This window comes from Streptomyces hokutonensis (assembly GCF_042751305.1).
Lineage (GTDB): Bacteria > Actinomycetota > Actinomycetes > Streptomycetales > Streptomycetaceae > Streptomyces > Streptomyces hokutonensis_A.
In genome coordinates this window covers 169,178-195,079 of the sequence record NZ_JBHYWD010000001.1, presented here as the reverse complement: position 1 = coordinate 195,079, position 25,902 = coordinate 169,178, and the positions used below count along the sequence as shown (strand labels likewise).

The 25,902-nt window shown below is 71.7% G+C and carries 24 protein-coding genes and 3 pseudogenes; 18 read left to right on the top strand and 9 right to left on the bottom strand.

Translation table 11 applies throughout. From position 1 onward, the window contains the following. Window positions 1-762, top strand: a complete 762-nt coding sequence (gene bioD, locus ACFXC1_RS00830; RefSeq protein WP_381236953.1) for a dethiobiotin synthase — start codon at window positions 1-3, stop codon at window positions 760-762. Here the strand turns inward: bioD and ACFXC1_RS00825 are convergent. The 3 genes and pseudogenes from ACFXC1_RS00825 to ACFXC1_RS51210 all read right to left on the bottom strand — a co-directional run. After that, a complete protein-coding gene (locus ACFXC1_RS00825; RefSeq protein ID WP_381236951.1) occupies window positions 729-1,103 on the bottom strand; it encodes an NUDIX domain-containing protein in 375 nt (124 codons plus the stop codon). The two genes, bioD and ACFXC1_RS00825, sit on opposite strands and share 34 nt — an antisense overlap. Window positions 1,104-1,133: 30 nt before the next feature. Beyond that, window positions 1,134-2,438: pseudogene (locus ACFXC1_RS00820) on the bottom strand (LuxR C-terminal-related transcriptional regulator); the annotation flags it as partial. Between the two features lie 696 nt (window positions 2,439-3,134). Beyond that, window positions 3,135-4,001 (bottom strand): annotated as a pseudogene (locus ACFXC1_RS51210) (LuxR family transcriptional regulator); the annotation flags it as partial. Between the two features lie 114 nt (window positions 4,002-4,115). On the opposite strand from ACFXC1_RS51210, the gene ACFXC1_RS00810 reads away from it, so the two are divergent. Together ACFXC1_RS00810 and ACFXC1_RS00805 are read left to right on the top strand one after the other, a co-directional pair. Then, window positions 4,116-4,802 (top strand): esterase/lipase family protein, encoded by a 687-nt coding sequence (locus ACFXC1_RS00810; protein WP_381236947.1) that lies wholly within the window; start codon window positions 4,116-4,118, stop codon window positions 4,800-4,802. A gap of 90 nt (window positions 4,803-4,892) precedes the next feature. Beyond that, window positions 4,893-5,579, top strand: coding sequence for a class I SAM-dependent methyltransferase (locus ACFXC1_RS00805; protein ID WP_381236945.1), 687 nt, complete (start codon window positions 4,893-4,895; stop codon window positions 5,577-5,579). Here ACFXC1_RS00805 and ACFXC1_RS00800 read toward each other — a convergent pair whose 3' ends face one another. After that, the gene (locus ACFXC1_RS00800) at window positions 5,580-5,954 is read right to left on the bottom strand and encodes a fic family toxin-antitoxin system, toxin component (protein WP_359610432.1); all 375 of its coding nucleotides are present in this window, start codon (window positions 5,952-5,954) and stop codon (window positions 5,580-5,582) included. Window positions 5,955-5,959: 5 nt separating this feature from the next. After that, window positions 5,960-6,199 carry a hypothetical protein gene (locus tag ACFXC1_RS00795; RefSeq protein WP_043668432.1) on the bottom strand — a complete coding sequence of 80 codons (240 nt, stop codon included), beginning with the start codon at window positions 6,197-6,199 and terminating at the stop codon, window positions 5,960-5,962. A 209-nt stretch (window positions 6,200-6,408) separates the two neighbouring features. Between ACFXC1_RS00795 and ACFXC1_RS00790 the strand changes: the two genes are divergently transcribed. The 10 genes from ACFXC1_RS00790 (at window position 6,409) to mug (ending at window position 16,985) form a co-directional block, all read left to right on the top strand. Next, window positions 6,409-7,227: an ABC transporter ATP-binding protein gene (locus ACFXC1_RS00790; protein ID WP_381236941.1), complete on the top strand. Its 819-nt coding sequence runs from the start codon at window positions 6,409-6,411 to the stop codon at window positions 7,225-7,227. Window positions 7,228-7,231: 4 nt separating this feature from the next. Beyond that, window positions 7,232-9,802, top strand: coding sequence for an ABC transporter permease (locus ACFXC1_RS00785; RefSeq protein WP_381236938.1), 2,571 nt, complete (start codon window positions 7,232-7,234; stop codon window positions 9,800-9,802). Window positions 9,803-9,850: 48 nt separating this feature from the next. Next, window positions 9,851-10,762, top strand: coding sequence for an LLM class F420-dependent oxidoreductase (locus tag ACFXC1_RS00780; RefSeq protein WP_381236936.1), 912 nt, complete (start codon window positions 9,851-9,853; stop codon window positions 10,760-10,762). Then, the gene (locus ACFXC1_RS00775; RefSeq protein WP_381236933.1) at window positions 10,755-11,180 is read left to right on the top strand and encodes a GNAT family N-acetyltransferase; all 426 of its coding nucleotides are present in this window, start codon (window positions 10,755-10,757) and stop codon (window positions 11,178-11,180) included. Before ACFXC1_RS00780 ends, ACFXC1_RS00775 begins: the two co-directional genes overlap by 8 nt. 150 nt (window positions 11,181-11,330) lie before the next feature. Beyond that, window positions 11,331-12,695 (top strand): hemolysin family protein, encoded by a 1,365-nt coding sequence (locus tag ACFXC1_RS00770; RefSeq protein ID WP_381236931.1) that lies wholly within the window; start codon window positions 11,331-11,333, stop codon window positions 12,693-12,695. After that, window positions 12,692-13,705 carry a hemolysin family protein gene (locus tag ACFXC1_RS00765; RefSeq protein ID WP_381236929.1) on the top strand — a complete coding sequence of 338 codons (1,014 nt, stop codon included), beginning with the start codon at window positions 12,692-12,694 and terminating at the stop codon, window positions 13,703-13,705. The genes ACFXC1_RS00770 and ACFXC1_RS00765 overlap by 4 nt, the downstream gene beginning before the upstream one ends. A gap of 64 nt (window positions 13,706-13,769) precedes the next feature. Then, on the top strand, window positions 13,770-14,552 hold the full coding sequence (locus ACFXC1_RS00760; protein WP_381236926.1) for an SGNH/GDSL hydrolase family protein: 783 nt from the start codon (window positions 13,770-13,772) through the stop codon (window positions 14,550-14,552). 6 nt (window positions 14,553-14,558) lie between these two features. Beyond that, window positions 14,559-14,900 (top strand): DUF4326 domain-containing protein, encoded by a 342-nt coding sequence (locus ACFXC1_RS00755; protein WP_381236923.1) that lies wholly within the window; start codon window positions 14,559-14,561, stop codon window positions 14,898-14,900. Between the two features lie 73 nt (window positions 14,901-14,973). Beyond that, a complete protein-coding gene (purB, locus tag ACFXC1_RS00750) occupies window positions 14,974-16,416 on the top strand; it encodes an adenylosuccinate lyase (RefSeq protein WP_019070970.1) in 1,443 nt (480 codons plus the stop codon). A 47-nt stretch (window positions 16,417-16,463) separates the two neighbouring features. Next, a complete protein-coding gene (mug, locus tag ACFXC1_RS00745; RefSeq protein WP_381239375.1) occupies window positions 16,464-16,985 on the top strand; it encodes a G/U mismatch-specific DNA glycosylase in 522 nt (173 codons plus the stop codon). Window positions 16,986-17,051: 66 nt separating this feature from the next. Here mug and ACFXC1_RS00740 read toward each other — a convergent pair whose 3' ends face one another. Beyond that, window positions 17,052-17,774, bottom strand: a complete 723-nt coding sequence (locus tag ACFXC1_RS00740; protein WP_381236920.1) for an ABC transporter permease — start codon at window positions 17,772-17,774, stop codon at window positions 17,052-17,054. Between the two features lie 2 nt (window positions 17,775-17,776). Next, complete coding sequence (locus ACFXC1_RS00735) at window positions 17,777-18,697, bottom strand: ABC transporter ATP-binding protein (RefSeq protein WP_381236918.1); 921 nt, start codon at window positions 18,695-18,697, stop codon at window positions 17,777-17,779. A 108-nt stretch (window positions 18,698-18,805) separates the two neighbouring features. Here ACFXC1_RS00735 and ACFXC1_RS00730 point away from each other — a divergent pair. The 3 genes and pseudogenes from ACFXC1_RS00730 (at window position 18,806) to ACFXC1_RS00720 (ending at window position 21,890) form a co-directional block, all read left to right on the top strand. Beyond that, window positions 18,806-19,959 (top strand): annotated as a pseudogene (locus tag ACFXC1_RS00730) (sensor histidine kinase). A gap of 14 nt (window positions 19,960-19,973) precedes the next feature. Continuing rightward, window positions 19,974-20,636, top strand: a complete 663-nt coding sequence (locus ACFXC1_RS00725; protein WP_381236916.1) for a response regulator transcription factor — start codon at window positions 19,974-19,976, stop codon at window positions 20,634-20,636. A gap of 99 nt (window positions 20,637-20,735) precedes the next feature. Further along, window positions 20,736-21,890, top strand: a complete 1,155-nt coding sequence (locus ACFXC1_RS00720; protein ID WP_019070977.1) for an ROK family transcriptional regulator — start codon at window positions 20,736-20,738, stop codon at window positions 21,888-21,890. Window positions 21,891-22,087: 197 nt separating this feature from the next. Here the strand turns inward: ACFXC1_RS00720 and ACFXC1_RS00715 are convergent, their stop codons facing one another. Next, a complete protein-coding gene (locus ACFXC1_RS00715) occupies window positions 22,088-22,849 on the bottom strand; it encodes a GntR family transcriptional regulator (RefSeq protein ID WP_381236913.1) in 762 nt (253 codons plus the stop codon). Window positions 22,850-23,088: 239 nt separating this feature from the next. Then, window positions 23,089-23,973 carry an RNA polymerase sigma-70 factor gene (locus ACFXC1_RS00710; protein WP_381236910.1) on the bottom strand — a complete coding sequence of 295 codons (885 nt, stop codon included), beginning with the start codon at window positions 23,971-23,973 and terminating at the stop codon, window positions 23,089-23,091. Between the two features lie 111 nt (window positions 23,974-24,084). Between ACFXC1_RS00710 and ACFXC1_RS00705 the strand changes: the two genes are divergently transcribed. Both ACFXC1_RS00705 and ACFXC1_RS00700 read left to right on the top strand, forming a co-directional pair. Next, window positions 24,085-24,738, top strand: a complete 654-nt coding sequence (locus ACFXC1_RS00705; RefSeq protein WP_381239372.1) for an NADPH-dependent F420 reductase — start codon at window positions 24,085-24,087, stop codon at window positions 24,736-24,738. 101 nt (window positions 24,739-24,839) lie between these two features. Further along, the gene (locus ACFXC1_RS00700; protein WP_381236907.1) at window positions 24,840-25,670 is read left to right on the top strand and encodes an alpha/beta fold hydrolase; all 831 of its coding nucleotides are present in this window, start codon (window positions 24,840-24,842) and stop codon (window positions 25,668-25,670) included. Window positions 25,671-25,902 lie beyond the last annotated feature (232 nt).

Here is a 25,902-nt window from a genome sequence, read left to right as displayed (position 1 = left end):
ATGCCGGTACTGGTGATCACGGGCACGGGCACGGAGGTCGGCAAGACGATCACCACGGCCGCGGTAGCCGCGACAGCGCTGGCAGCGGGTCGCACAGTGGCCGTCCTGAAGCCCGCCCAGACAGGTCTACGGCCGGACGAGCGCGGCGACGCCGACGAGGTCGCCCGGCTCGCCGGCACCGTGACGACGGCCGAACTCGCCCGCTATCCCGAGCCGTTGGCACCGGGCACGGCGGCGCGCAGGGCCGGTATGGCTCCGGTGCATCCGCATGAAGTAGCGGAAGCGGCCCAGAAGTTGGCCACCGAGCACGATCTCGTCCTGGTCGAGGGCGCGGGCGGACTGCTCGTACGGTTCGACGAGGAGGGCGGCACACTGGCGGACGCGGCGCGGCTGCTGGGCGCGCCGGTCCTGGTCGTGGCGTCGGCGGGCCTGGGCACCCTGAACACCACGGAACTGACGGCCCGTGAACTCCGCCACCAGGGGCTCGACTTGCTGGGCGTGGTGATCGGGAGCTGGCCCAACACCCCTGATCTCGCGTCGCGTTGCAATGTGGCCGACCTGCCCGAGGTGTCCGGGGCGCCACTGCTCGGCGCGCTGCCGGAGGGGGCGGGGGCTCTCGCCCCTGCCGACTTCCGTGCTGCGGCGCCGAGTTGGCTGGCGGCGCGGCTGGACGGGACGTGGGATGCGGAGGGGTTCGGCGTGCGCGAGGCACCGGAACCGCTCGGCGTTCAGGCCTCCAGCCGGTCCAGCCAGGCGTCCTGACCGTCCGCCAAAGGGAAGTCAGGGGCAGCGGCTCGAAACGGCAATGGAAGGTCATGCCTTTGTCGCGCCCCGCGCCCGTCACACGGTGGTCCCACGCGTCCGGGACCTCTGCGTACTGCGATCGGGCGCTGCACGCGTACGCAGGCCATCCCGGTCTCCTCGGCGACTTCGCGCAACACCGCCTCATCCAGCGGCTCCTTGGGCGCCACGCCTCCCGCCGGGACGTGTGTGCCGGGCGGTGGATCCGCGTCGTGGTCGAAGACGAGCGGTTCCGCCGACCGTCCCGCGCGCCGGCGCAGCACATAGGCCGCCACCCGGACGCGCAACGTCAACTCCCGCATGCCCGCAGGGTAAGGGAGGTAGCGGGGGCTTCAGGATGCCTCTCCTTCCGCCAGCAACCGCACCAGTTCGATCCGGGAGCGGATGCCCAACCGGCTGAAGACGCCGCGCAGATGGTGGTCGATGGTGCGGGGGCTGAGGGCGAGGCGGACGGCGATCTCGCGGTTGGTGGCGCCGTCGGCGGCCATGCGGGCGACCATGAGTTGCTGGGCCGTCAGGCGGGCGGCTGGTGTGGGGAGGGCGGTCGCGGCCACCGGTGTGCCGAGGGCGCGGAGTTCGGCTCGGGCCTGGGCCGCGCAGTGCGGGGCGCCGAAGGACTCGAAGGCCTCCAGTGAGGTGTGCAGGCGGTCGCGGGCCTCGGTGCGTCGGCGAAGTCGGCGCAGGGCGCCGCCGAACAGCAGCTCGGTGCGGGCCCGTTCGAAGTCGCGGGTGCCGCGCGCGTGCAGGTCGAGGGCGGTGCGGTAGTGGTCGACGGCCTCGGCGCCGGGGGCGAGCAGGGCGCGGCAACGGGCGCTCAGGGCGAGGTCGTCGGGGCTGCGTACGGCCCGTGCCCAGCGGTCGTAGTCGGCGTGCGCGGCACGGGCGACGCTGGTGTCGCCGCTGCGGGCGGCGGCCTCGACGTAGTGCGGGGTGGCGAGGTGCCGTATCGCCCGGTGGCCGTGGCCCGGGCCGAACCCGGCGAGCGCGCGCAGCCGGGCCGCGGCGGCGGCGAAGCGTCCGCTGCTCAAGTCGAGGTAGGCGAGCGCCCATTGGGCGAGGGCGGCGGGCAGTCCCAGGCCCCGGCCCAGGGCGAACGCGCGGGCGGCGGCGGCCCGTTCCCGGCAGACTTCCTCGTCTCCGGTGAGCGCCGCGAACATGGCGAGGGCCGCTTGGAGATGGCAGGCGCCGTTGTCCTGGCCGGTGGCGTGGGCCTGCCACAGGGCGTCCGCCGCAGCCGTCTCGGCGGCTCGCGGGTGGCCGGTCCAGAACTCGGCGTAGGCCCGGAACTCCATCGCCTGCGGCACGATCACCGCCGCGCCGCGCGCCCGGGCCGAGGCCGCCGCCCGCACGGTGGCGGTGGTGGCGCGGGTGTGGTCGCCGAGCATCAGGGCGGCGATCCCGGCGTGGACGAGGAGGGTGGGGTCGCCGCCGGGACCGCACCGGCCGGCGGCGGCTTTCAGCAGGTCCCGCGCGTCTTCGTACCGCCCCTCGAAGGCGGCGGCCAGTCCCCCGAGCGTCCCGTGCGGCACGATCCCGAGCCGGGAGGCGACGGCGGCCGCCTCCCGGCACCGTCTCAGGTCCCCCGTGTAGACGGCGGCCTCGGTGGCCCGCGCGAGGAGGTGAACTGCGTGGTCCGGGGCGGGAGTACGGGGCGCGGCGGTGACGCGGGGGGTCTCGGTGGGGCAGAGCGGCGTCGCCGCCGGCGGCTCGGCCGTCCGGGGTGCTGGCGTTCCGGGTGCATCCACTCGGGAAGTCGCCGTTCCGGGTGCATCCACTCGGGAAGTCGCCGTTCCGGGCGCATCCACTCGGGAAGTCGCCGATACAGGCACATCCACTCCGGGAGTCTCCGTTCCAGGCGCGTCCACTCGGGAAGTCGCCGATACAGGCACATCCACTCGGGAAGTCGCCGTTCCGGGTGCATCCACTCGGGAAGTCGCCGTTCCGGGCGCGTCCACTCGGGAAGTCGCCGTTCCGGGCGCACCCGCCCGGGCAGTCGCCGATACAGGCACATCCACTCCGGGAGTCTCCGTTCCAAGGACCTCCGCCCGGGGAGTCGCCGTTCCAGTCCCATCCGCCCGGGGAGTCGCAGTCCGAGATGCTTCCGCTCGCGGCATCGCCGATCCCGGCGCCTCACTCAAGTGGCCTGCGGCCAAAGGTTCCTCGGCCTCCCGTCGAACCAAAGGCTTCTCGGCCGCCGGCCGTTCCGCAGGCTCCTCGGCCCCTCGCCGCACCACCGACTCCTCACCCCCTCGCCGCACCACCGCACCCTCACCCCCTCGCCGCACCACCGCACCCTCACCCCCTCGCCGCACCACCCACTCCTCAGCTCCTCGTCGCCCCACCGCGACCAGCAACGCGTCGAACGCCTCCGCCGCGTTGCCGGACCGCAGCGCGAACACCCCGTTCAGCGCGTCGCTGTCCGTCGCGGCGGCGAGTCTTCGGGCGCGGTCGCCCTCGCCGGACTGCCAGGCGTCGCCGGCGGCGCGGTCGAGGAGGCGGGACTGTTCGCGGGGGTCGCGGGAGAGGGCGGCGGCACGTTCCACCAGGGCGCAGGCGAGGGCGTGTTCACCTGTCGCCCGTGCCTTGCCCGCCGCCGCACGGAGTTCGGCGGTGAGGCGCACGCTGGGGCCGAGCGCGCTCGCGCCCCGGTGCCAGGAGCGCCGGGGCGTCTCGCCCTCCGCGCGCAACACCCGCGCGAGCAGCCGGTGGACATCCCGCCGGTCCGCCGGGGACCCGGTCTCATACGCGGCGATCCTCGTCCACGCGTCACGGAACACGACCCCGCCGGCCGTCGTCTGCGCGACCCCTGCCGTCTCGGCGGCTTCCAGGGGCCGGGTGTCGAGCCGGCCCGCCGCGACGGCGCGCAGGAAGGCATGGGTGGGGACCGGGTACTGGTCGGCGGCGGCGAGCAGCAGGAGCAGTCGGGTGTCTTCGGGCAGGGAACGGATCTCGCGGCGGTGGCGGTTCAGCAACTCCGGTGCCAGAGACGCCGGTTCGGTCGGTAGGGGGTCGAGTCCCGCGGCCTGGCGTGGGGTCAGGCGCGAGCGGAGTTCCGCGGCGGCGCGGGGGTCGCCGTAGGCCGCGCGGAACAGTCGGACGCGGACGCCCTCGGGGAGCGCGGGATCGGGGGTTCGCCACACGTCCGTGCACGACGGTGGCCAAGTGCGGTCCAGAGGTGGGGGGTTCACTGGTGTCACCACACAACTGACGTTACTGGCGAGTTAATTCACACGTAAAGACCGGCGATTTCGCCGATGCGGCGCGCGTAGACCCCGCTGACACTCCTGACAACCCCACCCGTATCAGGAGGCATCATGCAGCGCCACAAGCGTCGCATCGCCACGGCCCTGTCGGCCGTGACCACCTCGCTCCTTCTGTCACTCTCCCTGGCCTCGACGCCCGCCCACGCGGCGAGCCACGACCCCATCATCTTCGTGCACGGCCTGAGCGGTTCGGCGAGCGGCTGGAACGACTGGGTCGCGGACTTCGAGGCCGACGGCTACTCCTCGTCCGAGCTGTTCGCGTGGTCGTACGACTGGACGCAGTCGAACGTCACGACCGCCTCGCAGCTGGCCACCGAGGTCAAGAGCGTGCTCGCGCAGACCGGTGCGTCGAAGGTCGACATCGTCGGTCACTCCATGGGGACGCTCAGCTCCCGCTACTTCCTGAAGAACCTGAGCGGTACGTCGTACGTGGACCACTTCGTGTCCGTCGCCGGGGTCAACCACGGCACCACCATCGCCTCGCTGTGCGGCTGGCTGTACACGTCCTGCAAGGAGATGCAGACCGGGAGTTCCTTCCTCACCGCGCTCAACTCCGGTGACGAGACGCCCGGCAGCGTGTCGTACGCGGCCTACTGGTCGGACTGCGACGAGGCGATCAACCCGGACACCTCGGCCGAACTGAGCGGCGCGACCAATGTCGACGTCGGATGCATCTCGCACACGAACATGAACAACGACCACGGCGTCTACGAACAGGTGCACGACTTCATCTCCTGACCCACCCCAGGGCGACAGCGGGGGTGGGCGCGGCCGACAAGGGGGACAATCCCAGTAGGGACCGGTTTCGGTCCGGTCCGGGAGGTCGCCATGCCGCTACGGTCCGCAGGCTCCGGCACTGTGCCGCGGGACGCCGTCCACCACCCGCTGTTCGCCCGTTACTACGCCCGTTTCAGTGTGCGCGCCGAATCCCGGTTCGGCCTGGCCGGCATGCGGGAGAGGCTGCTTTCCGGGCTCTCCGGGCGCGTGATCGAGATCGGCGCCGGGAACGGCCTGAACTTCGCGCACTATCCGGGCGCCGTCTCGGAGATCGTCGCGATCGAGCCCGAGCGGACTCTGCGGCAGCTGGCCGTGGAGTCCGCGCTCCGTTCCGAGGTGCCCGTCGACGTGGTGCCGGGCGCGGCGGAGAAGCTGCCCGTCAAGAGCGAGGCCTTCGACGCGGTCGTGCTATCGCTGGTGCTGTGCAGTGTGCGCGATGTGCCGCGGGCGCTCGCGGAGGCGCGGCGGGTGCTGCGGCCCGGCGGGGTCGTGCGGTTCTTCGAGCACGGCAGGGGCGGCGGACCGGCGATGGCCTTCACCCAGCGCGCCCTGGACCGCACCCTGTGGCCGCCCCTGAACGGCGGCTGCCATCTGGCCCGCGACCCGGTCGCCGCGCTGCGTGACGCCGGGTTCGAACTCGGGCCGTACCGGCGGGTGTTGATCCCGGAGAAGGGGCCCGCGCTGCCCACGTCCTACTGCGTTCTCGGAACGGCGTGGCGCCCGGTCACGGACGACTGATCACAGGCTCCACTGGCGCAGTTCGTGTGCGATGTCGTCGACCGACGCCTCGCCGCTCTTCACCAACCGGGCCAGATCGCGGACCTGTTCGGGCGAGGTGATGACCTTCAGGCCGCTGGCGACGAGGTACGCGTAGGCGACCGCCGAGGCGAAGAGGGCGTTGGAGCGCTCCAACGCGGGGACGTGGATGAGGAGTTGGAGTAAAGCGGCGGCGCGCGCGTGCGGGCTGTCGTAGACGGGGACGTCGAATATGTCGGCCTGGTGGCGGGCGACGGCGGCGACGAGCGCGCCCCAGTCGGTGACCTGGGGGTCTCCGGGAGTCTTCTGTTCGGCGAGCATCAGCAGCCAGGCGAGGTCGATCCTGAGGTTGTTCAAAGCGATCAGCGGCGACCTTCGCGGGTGCTCTCCCCGTCGGCGCCGAACTCGTCGGCGAAGACGGACTCGTACTGCTTCATGAAGTCGGCGGCGGCCTCGACGAAGGTGTGGCCGACCTCGCCGGTGTCCTGTCTGACCAGCTCTTCTATGTAGCGGTTGACGCTCATCCCACGGGCCAGGGCACGCTCACGCGCCGCGCGGGCGGTGCCCTCGTCCACGCGTACGTTCAGCTGGGTCTTCGCCATACCTAGACGCTAGCGCCGAATCGCTAGCAGAGGCAAGGGCTCGTCCGGTGGGTGGAGAGTGCCCCTTACACCGGTATCGGGGGCCCGACCTGGGGCGGAGACCGCCTCGGCCGCACGGGGGATACCGGGTGTGCGCCGCGTCACACTAGGCTCGGCCGGGAGTACGGAGTCGGGCACGTCCACGAGCGAGGGAACTCCAGGAGGCCGTCTTGTCCACACCTGCAGCGGAGCACGCCCCGGGTCAGGCCCCGGCCGGCCGGATCGCGGCCCGTGCCCGCGGTCTGACCAAGGCGTACGGCTCGGGCGAGACGACCGTGCTCGCCCTGGACGCGGTGGACGTGGACATCGCGCGCGGCCGTTTCACCGCCGTCATGGGGCCCTCGGGCTCCGGGAAGTCCACGCTGATGCACTGCCTGGCGGGGCTCGACACCGTCTCGGCCGGGCAGGTGTGGCTCGGCGACACCGAGATAACGGGTCTGAAGGACCGCGAGCTGACCCGGCTGCGCCGGGACCGGATCGGGTTCATGTTCCAGTCGTTCAACCTCATCCCGACCCTCAACGCGGCCGAGAACATCACGCTGCCCATGGACATCGCCGGGCAGAAGCCGGACCAGAAGTGGCTGGACCAGGTCATCGACACGCTGGGGCTGCGAGACCGGCTGAAGCACCGGCCGTCGCAGCTGTCCGGGGGCCAGCAGCAGCGGGTGGCCTGCGCGCGGGCGCTCGCCTCCCGGCCCGAGCTGATCTTCGCGGACGAGCCGACCGGCAACCTCGACTCCCGGGCCGGTCTGGAAGTGCTCGGCTTCCTGCGCGACGCGGTCGACAGCCTGGGGCAGAGCGTGGTCATGGTCACCCACGACCCGGGCGCCGCCGCCCACTCCGACCTGGTGCTCTTCCTGGCGGACGGGCGGATCGTGGACGAGATGGAGCGGCCGACGGCGGAGCGCGTGCTGGAGCGCATGCGCCTCTTTTCCGGGGGAGGCCCCCAGACCGACGGGCGGTTGCCGCAGACCGAGGACAAGGACTGAACCCGTGCTGAAGGCGACCCTCCGGAGCTTCCTCGCGCACAAGGGAAGGCTGCTGCTCTCGGCACTGGCCGTCGTGCTGTCGGTGGCGTTCGTCGCCGGCAGCCTGATCTTCTCCGACACCGTGACCCGCACCTTCGACCGCCTCTTCGCGTCCACGTCCGCCGATGTGACCGTGGAGCCGAAGCAGGACCTCAAGTCCTCGGTGCCCACCGGCGCGACCGAGACCGTGCCCGCCGCGCTGGCCGGGCAGGTGGCGAAGGTGGCCGGGGTCGCCGCGACGCACGCCGACGTGTCCGTGCAGAACATCGTGGTCGTCGACAGCAAGGACAAGTCGGTCGGTCCGACCACGGGCGCGCCCACCATCGCCACCGACTGGTACCTCACCGACCGCAGCCCGGTGAAACTGACCTCGGGCCACGCCCCGCAGGGCGCCGGCCAGGCCCTCCTCGACGCGGACACCGCCGACAACAAGCACGTCAAGATCGGCGACACGCTGACCGTGCAGGCCCAGCCCGGCAGCTTCAAGGTCGAGATCGTCGGCATCGCCACCTTCACCACCACCAACCCCGGCGCCGCGCTGGTCTTCCTCGACCCCGCCACCGCGAAGTCCCAGCTCCTCGGCGCGTCCGACCGCGCCACCAGCATCTCGGTGGACGCGGCCAAGGGTGTGTCCGACGCCGTGCTCAAGCAGCGGGTGGCCGCCGCGATCGGTCCGTCCGGCTCCTACGACATCAAGACCGCCGACGAGCAGGCCAAGTCGGCCGCCGCCGACCTGGGCGGTTTCCTCGACATCATCAAGTACGTGATGCTGGGCTTCGCGGGCATCGCCGTCCTCGTCGGCGTGTTCCTGATCGTCAACACGTTCTCGATGCTGATCGCCCAACGCACCCGCGAACTGGGCCTGTTGCGTGCCCTCGGCGCCGACCGCAAACAGGTGCGGCGCTCGGTGCTCACCGAGGCACTGCTGCTCGGCCTGATCGGTTCGACGCTCGGCCTGGCGGCCGGTATCGGACTCGCGGCCGGGCTGATCAAGCTCATGACCGCGTTCGGCATGAACCTCAAGACCACGGAGATGGTGGTGAGTTGGCCAACACCCGTGGCGGCGTACGTCGTTGGCGTCGGCGTCACCTTCGTCGCCGCGTATCTCCCGGCCCGGCGGGCAGCGACGGTCTCGCCGATGGCGGCCCTCGCGGACGCCGAAGTCGCCGGTGTGGGACGGCCGTTGAGGGTGCGGGCGGTCGTTGGTTCGATCGTCGGCGCGATCGGCGTGGCCGCGCTCGCGGGCTGCGCGGCCGCGACGAAGACGGCCTCGTCCGCCTCCTTCCTCGGCCTCGGCATCGTGCTGACCCTGATCGCGACCGTGATCGCGGGCCCGCTCCTGGTCCGCCCGATGATCCGAGTGTTGGGCGGCGCCTTCCCCGCCCTGTTCGGCTCGGTCGGCCGGCTGAGCCAGCGCAACGCCCTGCGCAACCCGCGCCGTACGGGCGCCACCGCGGCGGCCCTGATGGTGGGCCTGGCCCTGGTCGGCGGGATGTCGGTGGCGAGTGCCTCCATGTCCAAGTCCTTCGACCAGCAGATCGACAGGACCCTGGGTGCCGACTACGTGATCCAGAACGGCAGCTTCGTGCCGTTCTCCAAGGAGGTCACGGACCATGTGCGCGCCACCGACGGCGTCGGCCTCGTCGTACGCGGCCGCTTCGCACCGCTCGCGGTCCGGCTGCCGGACGGCAAACGGGTGGAGACTACGGCCGCAGGCTACGACACCCCGCTCGACAAGGTCGCCCACATCAAGTACGCCCAGGGGAACACGACTTCGGCGCTCGCGGCCGGACACCTCGCCATGGACGTCGGCTTCGCGAAGGACCACGGCGTACGGCTCGGCAGCGTCCTCCCCGTCGAGTTCCCGGGCGGACGCACCACACAGCTGACGGTGGGCGCGCTCAGCAACCAGGACTCGGCGAACGGGTTCGGGACACAGGGCGGGCTGTTCTTCGGAATCGCCACGGTCGAGAAGTACGTCCCGAACGGCCAGGACTCCACGCTGTATGTGAACGCCGCCCCCGGCACCGGCGCCGACCAGCTCCGCAAGGCACTGGACACCACGCTCAAGCCCTATCCGCAGGTGCAGGTCCGCGACGAGGCCGACTACAAGAAGCTGATCCACGACCAGATCGCCGTACTGCTCTATCTCGTCTACGCGCTGCTCGGGCTGGCCATCGTCATCGCCGTGCTCGGCGTGGTCAACACCCTTGCCCTGTCGGTCGTCGAGCGCACCCGCGAGATCGGCCTGCTGCGCGCGATCGGGCTCGGCCGGCGTCAACTGCGGCGGATGATCCGGCTGGAGTCGGTGGTGATCGCGGTGTTCGGCGCGGTGCTGGGGCTGGGTCTCGGCCTGGTGTGGGGCGTGTGCGCGCAGCAAGTCCTCGCGCTCCAGGGCATGAAGGCGCTCGCGGTCCCGTGGACCACGATCATCGCGGTGGTGATCGGCTCGGCGGTGGTCGGCATCGTCGCGGCCCTGCTGCCCGCACTGCGCGCCTCCCGCATGAACGTGCTGGCGGCGATCGCGCACGAGTGATGGAATCGCGACGGTCGTTCCGAAGTCCCCCGCCGCTCAGGAGAGTTCATGCCGCGTCCGTTCCGCTTCGGGGCCAGCCTGCTCACGTCCGCGCCCGCCGACGAGTGGCGCGCGAGATGCCGACGCGCCGAGGAACTCGGCTACGACGTGATCCTGGTCCCCGACCATCTGGGCATGGTCGCGCCGTTCCCGGCACTGGTCGCGGCGGCGGACGCGACCGAGCGGCCACGGGTGGGCACGTTCGTGCTCAACGCGGGCTTCTGGAACCCGACTCTGCTGGCCCGCGAGGTGGCGACGACCAACGACCTGACCGGCGGGCGCCTCGAACTCGGGCTCGGCACCGGCTACATCCAGGCGGAGCACGACACGGCGGGGCTGCCGTTCGGTTCACCGGGCGAACGCGTGGATCATCTCCGGCGCACCGTCGAGGAGTTGGCGCGGTTGCTGGAGACCACAAAGACCCGGATTCCGCTGCTCCTCGGCGGCAACGGCGACCGCATACTGCGCCTGACCGCCGAGCACGCGGACATCGCGGCGTTCACCGGGGCGAGCCTGGAGCCGGGCAGTACGACGGGCAAGCTGGCGCCGGTCGACTCCGCCGAGTTCGGTCAACGGGTCGCCCGCTACCGGGAGTTCGCGGCCGAGCGGGCGGAACCGGCCGAACTCAACCTGCTGATCCAGCTGGTGGCGGTGACGGACGACCCCGCGAGTGCGCTCGGCCCGCTGCTGGAGCGCCGGCCGGACCTCACCCTGGAGCAGGTGCTCGACCTCCCCGTGATGCTGGTCGGCACCCTGGACGGCATCACCGCGAAGCTGCGCGCGCTGCGCGACCGGTACGGGTTCTCCTATCTCACCGTGCTGGAGCCGTACATCGAGGCGTTCGCGCCGGTCGTCGAGGAACTGCGCCGAAACCCGCTCGCCGAACCCGCCCGCCCTCTGCTTGGCTCGCCCCATGAGTGATCTTCATATCCGCAGCGCGGCCCTCACCGACATCGACGCCGTGCTGGCGTTCTGGCGCGAGGCCGCCGAAGGAACGAGCATCAGCGACGACCGCGAGGGCGTGGCCCGGCTCATCGAGCGGGACCCCGACGCGCTGATCCTCGCGGAACGCGACGGGCGGCTCGTCGGGTCCGTGATCGCCGGTTTCGACGGCTGGCGCTGTCACCTCTACCGGCTGGCCGTGCACCCGGAGCAGCGCCGCCGGGGCATCGGCTCGGCGCTGCTCACGGCGGCCGAGGAGCGGTTCGTGGCGCTGGGTGGGCGGCGCGGGGACGCGATGGTGCTGGAACGCAACGAGACCGGTCAGCATGCGTGGCGCGCGGCGGGGTACGTACGCGAGGACCACTGGCGGCGCTGGGTGAAGCACCTCACCACCTGAACGCTTTGCCCATCCTTTACCATTGGTGGACGACCCGGAACTTCTGCATCTCCTCGAAAGGTGTGAGCGTCCGCCCATGGGCGAGCCTCCCAGTACGCGACATCGCGCGAACCTCCCTGCCCTGTCCGATCATGGGACGGAGGTGACCCGATGACCGAAGTGCTTCTGCTGCTGGTGGCGATCCTGCTCTCGCTCCTCTGCGGCGCCTTCGTCGCCGCCGAGTTCTCTCTGACCACCGTCGAGCGCGGCGAGCTGGAGCGCGCGGTCGAGCGGGGCGAGCGCGGCGCCTCCGGTGCCCTGAAGGCCGTACGGAATCTGACCTTCCAGCTCTCCGGCGCCCAGCTCGGCATCACGGTCACCAACCTGGTCGTCGGCATGCTCTCCGAGCCGTCGATCGCCGCGCTCATCGCGGGCCCGCTGGAGTCGCTGGGCATCTCGCACTCCGCGTCGAGATCCGTCGCGCTGGTGCTGGGTACGGCGCTGTCGACGGTGTTCCTGATGGTCGTCGGCGAGCTGGTGCCGAAGAACTGGGCGATCTCCTCACCGCTGGCCGTGGCCAAACGGGTGGGCAACGCGCAGCGCTGGTTCAGTGCCGCGTTCCGCCCGTTCATCAGCCATCTGAACAACACGGCCAACCATGTGGTGCGGGCCTTCGGCCTGGAGCCGGCCGAGGAGCTGGCCTCCGCGCGCGGGCCGCAGGAGCTGGCCGCGCTGGCCCGGCACTCCGCCCGGCAGGGCGCCCTGGAGCCGGACACGGCCGAGCTGTTCGTCCGGACCCTCAACCTCGCCGACCTCACCGCGGAGAACGTGATGACGCCCCGCGTCCAGGTCGTCGCCCTCGATACCCAGGCGACCTGCGAGGACGTGGCCAACGCGACCCGCGCGACCGGGCTGTCCCGCTTCCCGGTCTACCGCGGCAGCCTCGACGACGTCGTCGGCACCGTGCACATCAAGGACGTCCTGGCGGTACCGGCGGACCAGCGGGCCCGCTTCCCCCTCACCGACGTGCTGCGCGAACCCCTCCTCGTCCCGGAATCCCTCACCGTCGACCGCCTCCTCGACCGGCTGTCCGGCAAGCGCACGATGGCCGTCGTCATCGACGAGTACGGCGGTACGGCGGGGGTCGCGACCCTGGAGGACATCGTCGAGGAGGTCGTGGGAGAGGTGCGGGACGAGCACGACCCGCACGAGACGCCCGACCTGGCCCCGGCCGGGACCGACGACGAGGGCCGGACGCTGTACTCGGCGGACGGCGCCGCCCGCATGGACCAGCTCGCACGCGTCGGACTCCGGGCGCCCGAGGGGCCGTACGAGACGCTGGCCGGTCTGGTCGCCACCGAGCTGGGGCGGATCCCGGAAGTCGGGGACACCTTCGCGGTCACCGGGTGGCGGATCGACGTCGTGGACGCGTCGGGGCGGCGGGCCGCGCGGCTGCTGCTGCACGCGCCGCCCGCCGCGTCCGGCCCTGACTCACATCCCGATTCCGACTCCGACTCCGCGAAGGGGGAGCTGTGACCGCCGTACAACTGCTGATCGGGTTGGCGACGCTGGTCGTCAACGCCTTCTTCGTGGGCGCCGAGTTCGCGCTGATCTCGGTGCGCCGCAGCCAGATCGAGCCACACGCCGAGCAGGGCGACCGGCGCGCGAAGAGCGTGCTGTGGGGCCTTGAGCACGTGTCCGTGCTGCTGGCCGCGGCCCAGCTCGGCATCACGCTGTGCACGCTGGTGCTCGGTATCGTCGCCGAGCCGGCGATCGCGCACCTGCTGGAACCGGTGTTCCACGCGGTCGGCGTCCCGGAGAGCGCGGGCCACGCGGTGTCCTTCGTGATCGCGCTGGCCGCCGCGACCTATCTGCACATGCTGCTCGGCGAGATGGTGCCGAAGAACATCGCGCTGGCCGAGCCGGTGCGCAGCGCGCTGCTCCTTGGGCCGCCGCTGGTGACGCTGTCCCGGGCGCTGCGCCCGGTGATCTTCACGATCAACGCGTTCGCCAACACGCTCCTCAAGCTGCTGCGCGTCGAGGTCAAGGACGAGGTCACGGCATCCTTCTCGGACGCCGAACTCGCCCGGATCGTCCGGGACTCCGGCGAGGCGGGCCTCATCGACGAGCGCGCCCGGGAGCGGCTGAACGACGCCCTGGAGCTCGGCAGCAGGCCGGTACGGGACGTCGTACTCCCCCTCGAACGCGTCGACTACGCGGTCGCGGGCATCACACCAGCCGAACTGGAGGTGCTGTCGGCCGAGTCCGGCTTCTCCCGCTTCCCGGTGGTGGACGCCGAGCGCCGCATCATCGGCTACCTCCATGTCAAGGACGCACTGGACGCGTCGCCGCGCGACGAGCCGTTCAAGGTGGAGGACATGCGCTCCATCGCGAACATCCGGGAGAGCACACCCATGGACGACGTCCTCACCGCGATGCGCAGGGGCCGTACGCACCTCGCGGCGGTCCTCGACGAGGAGGGCCGACTGACCGGTCTGGTGACCATGGAGGACGTGCTGCGGGAGCTGTTCGGGCAGCGGGCGTAAGCCAGGGGGTGGTGGAGGGCCCACCGACCGGCGGGTATGGACCCGGGATATCATCTTCGTCGCCATGCAGACGAATCCCACTCACACCAGCCTGGTCGCGATCGGCGACTCCTTCACCGAGGGCATGTCGGACCTGCTCCCGGACGGCGCCTACCGGGGCTGGGCCGACCTCCTCGCCGGCCGGATGGCCGCCCGGACGCCCGGCTTCCGGTACGCCAACCTCGCCGTGCGCGGAAAGCTGATCGCGCAGATCGTCGACGAGCAGGTCGGCCCGGCCGCCGCCATGCAGCCCGATGTGATCACGCTGGTGGGCGGCCTGAACGACACCCTGCGCCCCAAGTGCGACATGGGCCGGGTACGCGCCCTGCTGGAGGAGGCCGTCGAACGCCTCACGCCCGCCTGCAAGCACCTGGTGCTGATGCGCAGCCCCGGCCGCGAAGGCCCGGTCCAGCAGCGCTTCCGGCCGCGCATGGAGGAACTCTTCTCCTACGTCGACGACCTCGCCGACCGGCACGGCGCCCTGGTCGTCGACCTGTACAGCGCGCCCTCGCTCGCCGACCAGCGTGCGTGGGACGTCGACCGGCTCCACCTCACGGCCGAGGGCCACCGCCGCGTCGCCGAGGCGGTGTGGCAGACCCTCGGCTACGACCCGGAGGACCCGGAGTGGCGTACGCCGATGCCGCCCACTCCGCCCCCGAACTGGACCGCCCGCCGCATCGAGGACGCCCGCTTCACCCGCCAGTACCTCCTCCCCTGGATAGGCCGCCGCCTCACCGGCCGCTCCTCCGGGGACGGCCTCTCGCCCAAGCGCCCCGACCTCCTCCCCTACGAGGGCCCGGCGGCGTAACTCCCCATGACCACGCGGGTGATCAACGTCAGGGGCCGCATCCGCGACTTCGGCCCCCGCTTGGAACTCGCCCCCGAGGACCTCGTCTACGTCGGCCGCCGCTGGACCCTCGGCGGCTGGGACCTCCCCCGGCACCCGCTCTACAACCCCTTCGCCTACGACACCCCTACACGCCGCCGGGACGGCACGCGCGCGGAGGTCATGGCGAAGTACCGGGCATATCTACTCACCCGCCCCGACCTGCTGGCCCTGGTGCCGGAGCTGCGCGGACGGACGCTGGCCTGCTGGTGCGCGCCGCTGCCGTGCCATGCGGGGGTGCTGGCCGAGCTGGCCGACGCAGGACGGTGACGGAGGTCTCGTAGCTTCCGACGAAGGGGACTGTGGCGCTGGCCTGCACGAATCGCCAGTAGAATCCGTACACGTGACTTCCGCTGCCGCCAAGCCCCGCATCCCGAACGTCCTCGCCGGACGTTACGCCTCCACCGAGCTCGCCACGCTCTGGTCCCCCGAGCAGAAGGTGAAGCTGGAGCGGCAGCTCTGGCTCGCCGTACTGCGGGCCCAGAAGGACCTCGGGATCGAGGTGCCGGACGCGGCGATCGCGGACTACGAGCGCGTCCTCGACCAGGTCGACCTGGCCTCGATCGCCGAGCGCGAGAAGGTCACGCGGCACGATGTGAAGGCGCGGATCGAGGAGTTCAACGACCTCGCCGGGCACGAGCAGGTCCACAAGGGGATGACGTCCCGGGATCTGACCGAGAACGTCGAGCAGCTGCAGATCCGGCTCTCCCTGGAGCTGATGCGCGACCGTACGGTGGCCGTCCTGGCGCGCCTCGGCAAGCTGGCCGGTGAGTACGGCGAGCTGGTCATGGCCGGCCGCTCGCACAACGTGGCCGCGCAGGCCACCACCCTGGGCAAGCGTTTCGCGACCGCGGCCGACGAGCTGCTCGTGGCGTACGGCCGGGTCGAGGAGCTGCTCGGCCGCTACCCGCTGCGCGGCATCAAGGGCCCGGTGGGCACGGCGCAGGACATGCTGGACCTGCTCGGCGGCGACGCGGCGAAGCTCGCGGAGCTGGAGCAGCGGATCGCCTCCCACCTCGGTTTCTCGCAGGCGTTCACCTCGGTCGGCCAGGTGTACCCGCGCTCGCTGGACTACGAGGTCGTGACGGCGCTGGTGCAGGTCGCGGCGGCGCCCTCGTCGCTCGCGAAGACGATCCGGCTGATGGCCGGGCACGAGCTGGTCACCGAGGGCTTCAAGCCGGGCCAGGTCGGTTCCTCCGCGATGCCGCACAAGATGAACACCCGCTCCTGCGAGCGCGTCAACGGCCTCATGGTCATCCTGCGCGGCTACGCGTCGATGACCGGCGAGCTGGCGGGCGACCAGTGGAACGAGGGCGACGTCTCCTGCTCGGTGGTGCGCCGGGTGGCTCTCCCGGACGCGTTCTTCGCGCTCGACGGGCTGCTGGAGACGTTCCTGACCGTGCTCGACGAGTTCGGGGCCTTCCCGGCGGTCGTGGCGCGTGAGCTGGACCGCTACCTTCCGTTCCTCGCGACGACCAAGGTGCTGATGGCCGCCGTCCGCGCGGGTGTCGGCCGCGAGGTCGCGCACGAGGCCATCAAGGAGAACGCCGTCGCCTCCGCGCTGGCGATGCGTGAACAGGGCGCCGAGCGCAACGAGCTGCTGGACAAGCTCGCCGCCGACGAGCGCATCCCGCTGGACCGCGCCCAGTTGGACGCCCTGATGGCCGACAAGCTGTCCTTCACGGGCGCCGCCGCCGACCAGGTCGCCGCCGTGGTCGCCCGTGTCGAGGAGATCGCGAAGCAGCACCCGGAGGCTGCGGGCTACACCCCGGGGGCGATCCTCTGACGCCTCCGACACCTTCCACGCCCCCGAAGCGCTTCACCCAGGCCGAGCTGGAGGCCGCCCGCGACCGTCTCGTACCGGACGTCGTCGCGGACGGCCTCGGTGTCCTGTTCTGCGGGATCAACCCGGGTCTGATGACGGCGGCCACGGGCCATCACTTCGCCCGTCCCGGCAACCGCTTCTGGCCGGTGCTGCACCTGTCCGGCTTCACCCCGAGGCTCATGAAGCCTTCGGAGCAGGGCGAGTTGCTGTCGTTCGGGCTCGGCATCACGAATGTGGTGGCGCGAGCCACGGCACGGGCCGACGAGCTGAGCGCGGAGGAGTACCGGGAGGGCGGGCAGTCACTCGCGTCGAAGCTGGCGGGGTGGCAGCCGCGGTGGCTGGCCGTGCTCGGCGTCACCGCGTACCGGGCGGCCTTTGACGACCGGAAGGCCCAAGTGGGGCCGCAGGAGCGGATGTTCGGGGACACGCGGGTGTGGGTGCTGCCCAATCCGAGCGGGCTGAACGCGCATTGGACGGCGGCGACGATGGCGGAGGAGTTCGGGCGGTTGCGGGAGGCTGCGCGGGCGTAGTGGGCCATGTGATCCAGTGAACCGGCTGGCACTGACAATCGCCCAGGCGTAACGCCTTGCCGAGGGTCAGGCGTCCCGGCGCCGCAGGCTCCACGCGCCCGCCGCCAACGCCACCGCCGTCCACAGTGCCGTCACCGCGAGCCCGGTCCAGGGGCCCAGCGCGCCGTCCCAGGTCGCGTGCAGCGCCACCTGACCGGCCCGGTCGGGCAGCAGGTCCGCGATGTTGTTCGACATGTCGCCGATGACGAAGGACACGATCAGCAGGAACGGGATGAGGATGCCCAGCGTCGCCGAACCGCTGCGCAGCAGCGCCGTGAGACCGGCCGCGAACAGCGCCATCAGCATGAGATAGACGGCGCAGCCGACGACACCGCGCACCTGCTCCGCCCAGCCGAGCCCGGCGACCTTGGCACCGAGCAACGCCTTGCCCACCAGCAGGGTCACGACGCCGGTTACCAGCCCGACGGCCAGCACGGGTACGGCGATCGCGGTCGCCTTGGCCGCGAACCAGCGTCCGCGACACGGCACCGCGGCCAGCGACAGCCGTAGCGCTCCGCCCTGGAACTCGGAGGACACGGCGGCCGTGCCGAAGGCGATCGCCGCGATCTGCCCGAAGCTCACGCCGAAGAAGACCGAGAAGAGCGGGTCGAAGTCGTCTCCCCCGGTGTCGGACGAGGCAAGCGCGGAGAAAAGTCCGGTCACGACGAGCATCGTGCCCAGCGTCACGACCTGGGACCGCAGGGTACGGATCTTGATCCACTCGGAGTGGAGTACGGGCGTGAATGCCATGGTCAGGCCTCCTGGTGCGGTGCGGTGAACTCGGTCTCGGTGGCGGTCAGATCGAGGTAGGCCTGCTCCAACGTGCCCTCCGCGGAGGTCAGTTCGAGGATCGGTACGCCCGCCGCGGACAACAGGGTGCCGATCTCGTCCACGCGTGCGTGCGTCACGGTCCAGTGCCCGTCCTCGTGTTCCACGGCGTCGTGACCGTGCGCTGCGAGCGCGGCCTTGAGGGCGCCGGTGTCCGTCGTACGGATGCGTACGTGGGGCTGCACGCGCGCGTCGATGAAGTTCCGCATGGGGGTGTCGGCGAGGAGTCGGCCGCGTCCGAGGACCACTAGGTGGTCGGCGAAGGAGGCGGTCTCGTTCATCAGGTGGCTGGAGACCAGGACCGTGCGGCCCTCCGCCGCCAGCCGGCGCAGCAACTCCCGGATCCAGACGATGCCTTCGGGGTCGAGGCCGTTCGACGGCTCATCCAGCAGGATGACTTCGGGGTCCCCCAGGAGAGCACCGGCGATGCCAAGCCGCTGCCGCATGCCCAGGGAGTACGTCTTCACCCGACGTCGCGCCACCGACGCGAGTCCCGTCTCCTCCAGCACCGCGTCGACCCGGGCGGCCGGGATGCGGTTGCTCGCCGCCAGGGCACGCAGATGGTCGCGGCCGGTGCGGGAGCCGTGGGCGGCCTGGGCGTCGAGCAGGGCGCCCACGTGGCGCAGCGGTTCGGTGAGTTCGGCGTAGGGGCGGCCTCCGACGGTGGCTGTTCCGGAGGTGGGCCGGTCGAGGCCGAGGACGAGGCGCATGGTGGTGGACTTCCCGGCGCCGTTCGGGCCGAGAAAGCCGGTCACCTTGCCGGGGCGGACGCCGAAGGTGACATGGTCCACGGCCCGCCGGGTGCCGTACTCCTTGGTGAGGTCTCGTACGTCGATGCTGGTCATGACCAACAGCCTGGCCGTTCAAGGGAGTTGGGTCCTCCCCCGCCGGTGGAGATCGTCTCCCCCGCCCGGGGGAGGCCGATTGTCAGTGCCGGCTGTCACGATGTCGGAATGGCCCGCTTCCTGCGCCCACTGCTCCGGGGGACGACGTACACACGTCTGCTGCACCTCTGGGTGCCGATGCTGATCACCAACGTGTGGATCTTCATCAGCCCTGAGACTCCGTACGCGCCCGCCATCGCCTGATCCCCGTCGGTCTGATCCCGGCCGTGCGGATCGGCGAGGGGGTGCAGGCACAACTGCTGCTGACGCCGGGCAAGGAGGACTCGGGGATCTCTGTGGCACCGTCGGCGACCTGGCAGGACCGGGGCCGGACCGTACTGTGGCTGGAGGCCCGGATGGCGCTGGGCTGGGTGACCACGTTCGCCTGCGTCTGGTTCCCGGTCATCTCCTTCCAGCTGATCGAAATCGCGCGCGGGCGCGTGCCCGACGACGTCTGGGTCCTCGAGGAGGCGTCACCGAGCGGGTGGTACGCATGGCTGGCACCTCTCCCCCTGATCGCGTTGTACGGCGTAGTCGTCGTCCTCGGCAAGGTGGCCACGTCGACGGCCCGCACGTTGCTCGGCCCTTCGCGCGCGGAGCAGCTGGCCGCGCTGGAGGAGCGCACCGAGCAGTTGCTCGAACGCAACCGCATCGCACGGGAACTGCACGACTCGATCGGCCACGCGCTGACGGTGGCGGTGGTGCAGGCGGGTGCCGCCCGGGCGGCGGGCGACCCGGAGTTCACCGAGCGGGCACTGAGTGCCATCGAAGAGACCGGCCGGGCCGCGCTGGAGGACCTGGAGCGGGTGTTGGGCGTCCTGCGGGAGGCGGAGCGGCCGGTGAGCAGCCGGCCGACGCTGGTGGACGCCGATCGGCTGTGGGAGTCCGCGCGGGCCTCCGGGGCGAAGGTCGACGCGGAGGTGACCGGGCCGTTGGAGACGGTGCCGGGGCCGGTCTCCCGGGAGGGCTACCGGATTCTTCAGGAGGCGCTGACGAATGTGCTGCGGCACGCGGGGTCGGTACCGGTCCGGGTCCGTATCCAGGTCGCGGACGGCACGCTCGAGCTGGAGGTGCGCAATCCACTGACGGCGGCGATATCCGGGCCAGGCAGGGGCAGTGGGCTGCGGGGCATACGCGAGCGGGCCGCGCTGCTCGGGGGCCGGGCGTACACGGGGCCCGACGGGGGTGACTGGCAGGTGCATGCGGAGCTGCCGCTGAGTTGATCTAGGGTGGCCGGATGCCGGTCACCGTTCTCCTGGTTGATGACGAACCCCTCGTACGCGCGGGTCTGCGGGCCGTGCTGGAGGCGCAGCCGGACATCGAGGTGGTCGGGGAGGCCGCCGACGGGGCCGCGGTGATCCCGCTGGTGCGGCAGCTGCGGCCGGACGTGGTCGCCATGGACGTGCGGATGCCGCTCCTGGACGGCATCGAGGCCACGCGCGCGGTGCTGCGGACGATCGAGGATCCGCCGAAGATCCTGGTCATCACCACCTTCGAGAACGACGAGTACGTGTACGAGGCGCTGCGGGCCGGTGCCGACGGCTTCCTGCTGAAGCGGGCCCGGCCGGCCGAGATCGTGCACGCGGTGCGGCTGGTGGCCGAGGGCGAGTCACTGTTGTTCCCGGCCTCCGTAAGGCAGTTGGCGGCGGAGTACGGCGACGGCGGCGGGAACCGGGCGGCCCGCGCGGCGCTGGAGCGGGCCCGGCTGACCGAGCGCGAGGCCGAGGTGCTGCGGCTGATGGCCAGGGGGTTGTCGAACGCCGAGATCGCCGCCCGGCTGGTCGTCGGCACCGAGACGGTGAAGTCGCACGTGAGCGCCGTACTGGCGAAGTTGGGGGCCCGGGACCGTACGCAGGCGGTGATCGCGGCCTACGAGTCGGGGTTCGTGGCGCCCGGGTGATCCGGTGGGGCTCGTGAGTCCGGGGCGCCTGGCACTCGCCGGGGTCCGCCGGTCCGAGTACGATCCGCCCAACACGCGCACGAGCTGGGAGGACAGACCTTGGCGGGGCTGACCGGCGGGGACCCCTCGCTGCTGCGGAGGATCAACTCCGCGGTGGTGCTGCACGCGTTGCGTGCCACGGACTGCGCCACGCTGACGGAGATCACCCGGGTGACCGGTCTGTCCCGGCCGACCGTCGAAGGCGTCGTCGAGGGACTGATCGAGGCCGGGCTGGTCGTCGAGAAGGCGGCCGACGAGAGCGTTGTACGGCGCCAGGGGCGGCCCGCGCGGCGGTTCAGGTTCCGGGCCGAGGCCGGGCATCTGCTGGGCCTGGAGATCGGCGCACATCGCGTCGCCGTGCTCCTCGCCGACCTGGACGGCCGGGTGCTCGGCGCGATCGCCAAGGACGTCGACGAGACGGCGTCGGCGGACGAGCGCCTGGAGCGGCTGCGTACGGCGGTCGCCGAGCTGCTGCGCCGGGCCGGAGTGGCACGCGGCTCGCTGCGGGCGGTCGGGGTCGCCACACCGGGCATCGTCGAGGCGGACGGCACGGTACGGCTGGGCACCGCGCTGCCCCAGTGGACCGGACTGCACCTGGGCGAGCGGCTGAGCCGCTCCTTCAAGTGCCCTGTCCTGGTCGAGAACGACGCGAACGCGGCGGCCGTCGCCGAGCACTGGAAGGGCGCGGCGACCGAGTCCGACGACATGGTGATGGTGCTGGCGGGGCTGAGCCCGGGCGCCGGTTCACTGATCGGGGGGCGGCTGCACCGGGGGTATCGCGGGGCGGCCGGCGAGATCGGCGCGCTGCATCTGCTGGGCCGGGACGTGACCCCGGAGACGCTGCTGTCCACGACGGACGAACCGCTGCACCCCTTGGACGAGCAGGCGGTCGCACAGGTCTTCGCGCTGGCCCGCGACGGCGACCAGCGGGCCCGTGCGGCGGTCGACCGCTTCATACAGCGCCTGGTGCACGATGTCGCCGCGCTCGTCCTGGCCCTCGATCCGGAACTGGTGGTCGTGGGCGGCTGGGCGGCCGGTCTGGACGGCGTACTGGAGCCGCTGCGGCGGGAGTTGGCCCGGTATTGCCTGCGACCGCCCAAGGTGGCGCTGTCGTTGCTCGGCGAGGCGGCTGCGGCTACGGGGGCGCTGCGGCTGGCTCTCGATCATGTCGAGGAGCAACTGTTCGCGGTCGAGGGTACGGTGACGCGGCGCTAGCTCGGCGGGTGGTCGTGTGTCGGGTGCGGGGCCTTGGCGGCTGGGTGCGCTGATGTCGTTTGTCGGGTGCGGCGCCGTTGTGGCTGGGCGCGCAGTTCCCCGCGCCCCTTTGGGGCGCTGCCGTCCCCGGCGTTGAGAAGAAAACGCCCAGCGCCCCGGTGGAGTTCCGGGGCGCTACGGGTGAGGTGTGACTGCCGTCAGGAAGCCTGGCGTTCCGGGCCGTGGTGGATTTCCACGCCGCCGGAGTCGGCGAAGGTCAGGCGGCAGGTGTCCGCGCGGTAGGTCGCGACGGAGACCGCGGCGGTGCGGCCCTCGGCGAAGAAGCGGGTCGTGACGACGAGAACCGGTGCTCCGGGGAGGCGGTCCAGCTCCTTGGCGTCGTCCGCGCGGGCCGAGCCGAGCTCGACGGCGCGGTCCTGGCCCTCCAGTTCGAGGCGCTGCAGCTCGCGCAGTACCGCACGCGCGCGTGCGGTCGCGGACGGAGTGTCTATGGCGGAGAGGTCGGGCACCGACGACTCCGGGATGTAGAGCAGTTCGGCTGCGACGGGCTGGCCGTGGCTCACCCGGGAGCGCCGTACGGTGTGCACCAGTTCCTCGGAACCGGTCTCCAGGACGCCGGCCACGGCCGCAGGCGGAGCCGCCAGGACGCAGTCGACGGACTGCCAGGCGTCGTCCGCGGCGCCCGGCCAGGCGTGCTGCTCGGTGCCGACGGCGACGCCCACGCGCGGGGGCGCGACGGTCGTACCGACGCCTCGGCGGCGCTGCAGCCGGCCTTCGAGTTCGAGTTGTTCCAGAGCCTGCCGGAGTGTGGCCCGGGCGACGCCGAAGCGGGCCGCCAGGTCTCGCTCGTTGGGCAGGATCTCGCCCACGGAGAACTCGGAGTCCAGTGCCTCACTCAGCACTGTCTTGAGATGCCAGTACTTCGGCTCCGGCACCGATTCCAACTGCGTGGTCCCCACCCTGTCCTCCGCAATCGCCGTGGTCCGGCCGCGTTTTAGCGCCCTTGTTTATTAAAGGTTGTTTCACTTATCAGTGACCATAGGACGGCCCACACCCTTGGTCAAGACCAATCCTCGATCCAACAGGCAAGACAGAGAGCGGTTGCCATGGAGCGTTCACAGGGCGTTCGTAAAGGGCGCGTTTCGTGACACGACGGCAAAGCCCCCGTCGCGAGACGGGGGCCCTGCAGGAGGACCGGCTAAGCGGAAGCCAGCGACCGGAGCTTGTCGGGGTTGCGGACGATATACACGGATCGGATACGTCCGGCGGATACGTCCACCTGGAAGACACTGTCGGGCTTGTCACCCGAAAGGATCAGCACCGCGGGGCCGCCGTTCAGCTCAAGGAAGCGGAACGAGAGGTCCGGGATGCCCTTGCCCGCGACGGCGACCAGGAAGCGGCCCACATTGTCCGCAGTCTCCAGGATCCGCAGCGGCGCCTTGGTCTTGCCGCCGCTGTCGCCCACCAGTCGGACGTCCGGCGCGAGCAGCTGCATCAGACCTGCCAGGTCGCCCTCCGCCGCGGCGGCGAGGAACCGCTCGGTCAGATCGCGGCGTTGGACCGGGTCGACCTCGTAGCGCGGGCGCCCTTCGTCGACGTGCTTGCGGGCCCGTCCGGCGAGTTGGCGCACGGCGGGCTCACCGCGGTCCAGCATCGCCGCGATGTCGGCGTACGGGTAGCCGAAGGCCTCCCTGAGGACGAACACGGCGCGCTCCAGCGGCGACAGCGACTCCAGGACGACGAGTACGGCGAGAGAGACGGAGTCGGCGAGGACGGCCCGTTCCGCGGTGTCCTCGACGGTGTCCCCGAAGTCGGTGACGTACGGCTCGGGCAGCCAGGGGCCGACGTAGGTCTCGCCGCGCGCCTTGATCTGGCGCAGTCGGTCGATCGCGAGGCGGGTGGTGACGCGCACCAGGTAGGCGCGCGGTTCGCGGACCGCGCGGTGGTCGGCTCCGGACCAGCGCAGCCAGGCTTCCTGGACCACGTCCTCGGCGTCGGCCACACGCCCGAGCATGCGGTAGGCGACTCCCATGAGGACGCGGCGGTGTTCTTCGAAGACGTCGGTCGGAATGTCGGTGGTCACGGTCTTATCCCATGCGACGCGTGCGGCCCTGTCCAGGAGAAAACCGTGCCTCCGGGAGCAGAATTGGCCACGGGCCGACGGGCGTCCGCCGGCCCCTTTCCGGAGGTGACGATGCGGTACGCGGTGCTGGGTACGGGCGAGGTCGGCCAGGCGCTGGGCGGCAAGCTGGTCGAGTTGGGGCACCAGGTGACCCTGGGCTCGCGCACGAAGGACAATCCGGCCGCCGCGAAGTGGGCCGAGAGCGCCGGGGCCGGAGCGGCTGCCGGTACGTTCGCGGAGGCCGCCGCGGCGGGCGAGGTGATCGTGAACGCGGTGGGCGGCCGGGTGGCGCTCGCCGCGCTGGAGGCGGCCGGGGCGGAGCAGCTCGACGGCAAGGTCGTCCTCGATGTCTCCAATCCCCTGGCGTTCGAGGACGGCCGGCTCAGGCTGTCGCCGGTGGAGTCGGACAGTGTGGGTGAGCAGATCCAGCGCGCCTTCCCGCACGCGCGCGTGGTGAAGTCCCTCAACACCGTGAACTGCCAGGTGATGGTGGACCCTTCGCTCGTACCGGGCGAGCACCAGGTGTTCGTGTGCGGCGAGGACGCGGAGGCCAAGACGCGGGTGACGGCCCTGCTCGGGGAGTTCGGCTGGCCCGCGCACCGGGTGCTGGACCTGGGCGGCATCGAGTCGGCGCGCGCCGTGGAGATGATGCTGCCCCTGTGGGTGAGCCTGTTCCGGAGCCTCGGGCACGCCGAGTTCAACCTTGAGGTGCGCAGCGCGCGTTGAGGTCGTCCAGGACGGGGGCTACCGGTCGGTAGCTTTTGCTGACAAGCTGTCTACACGGCCTGTACGGCGTCTGTCAGCGAGTCCAGACGAGGAGCACCCCCATGTCCGCCACCGTCTCCTTCCCGGTCCCCTCTCCGCACGGCCCGCGGACCGTGACGCTGTCCTACGCGCGCGTGGGCAGCGGCGAACCGCTGCTCCTGTTGCACGGCATAGGTCATCACCGGCAGGCCTGGGACCCGGTGGTGGACATCCTGGCGACCGAGCGGGACGTGATCGCCGTGGACCTGCCCGGGTTCGGCGTCTCCCCCGCGCTGCCGGAGGGGCTGGCGTACGACCTGTCCACGACGGCCGCCGTCTTCAGCGCGTTCTGCGAGGCGCTGGGGCTCGACCGTCCGCACATCGCGGGCAACTCGCTGGGCGGCCTGCTGGCCCTGGAGTTGGGCCGCGAGAAGGTCGTGCGGTCCGTTACCGCGCTCTCCCCGGCCGGGTTCTGGTCCGAGGCCGAGCGCCGCTACGCCTTCGGGGTGCTGCTCACCATGCGGCAGATCGCCCGCCGGATGCCGCTCCCGATGGTCGAGCGGCTGTCGCGCACGGTGGCCGGCCGCACCGCCCTGACGAGCACCATCTACGCCCGCCCCGGCCGCCGTTCACCCGAGGCCGTGGTCGCCGAGACGCTCGCGCTGGTCAACGCCCCCGGGTTCGACGACACGCTCCGGGCCGGCACCGACGTCCAGTTCACCGACGACCTCCCCGGCCTGCCGGTCACCGTGGCCTGGGGCACCCAGGACCGGCTGCTGCTGCGCCGCCAGGGCGTCCGGGCCAAGCACTTGATCCCGCGTGCGCGGCTCGTGCGGCTGCCCGGCTGCGGGCACTGCCCGATGAACGACGACCCGGCGCTGGTCGCGCGCGTCATCCTCGACGGCAGCCGCTGACCGGCGCGGGAACCGCGACGACGCACCTGATCCCAGAGCCACTCCGGCGCCCACGAGGGCGCTGCCGACGGCCTGGGCGGCCCCGTAGGCGCCTGTTCCGACGAGCGGCGCGGGGGGGGGGGCCCCCCCCCGGCGGGGGCCGGGGGGGGGCGGGGGGGCGGGCCGCCCCCCCCCCCGCCGGGCCCCGCCGCCCCGCACCAAACCGCACACCCGCTCGACCGCCCCCCACCCC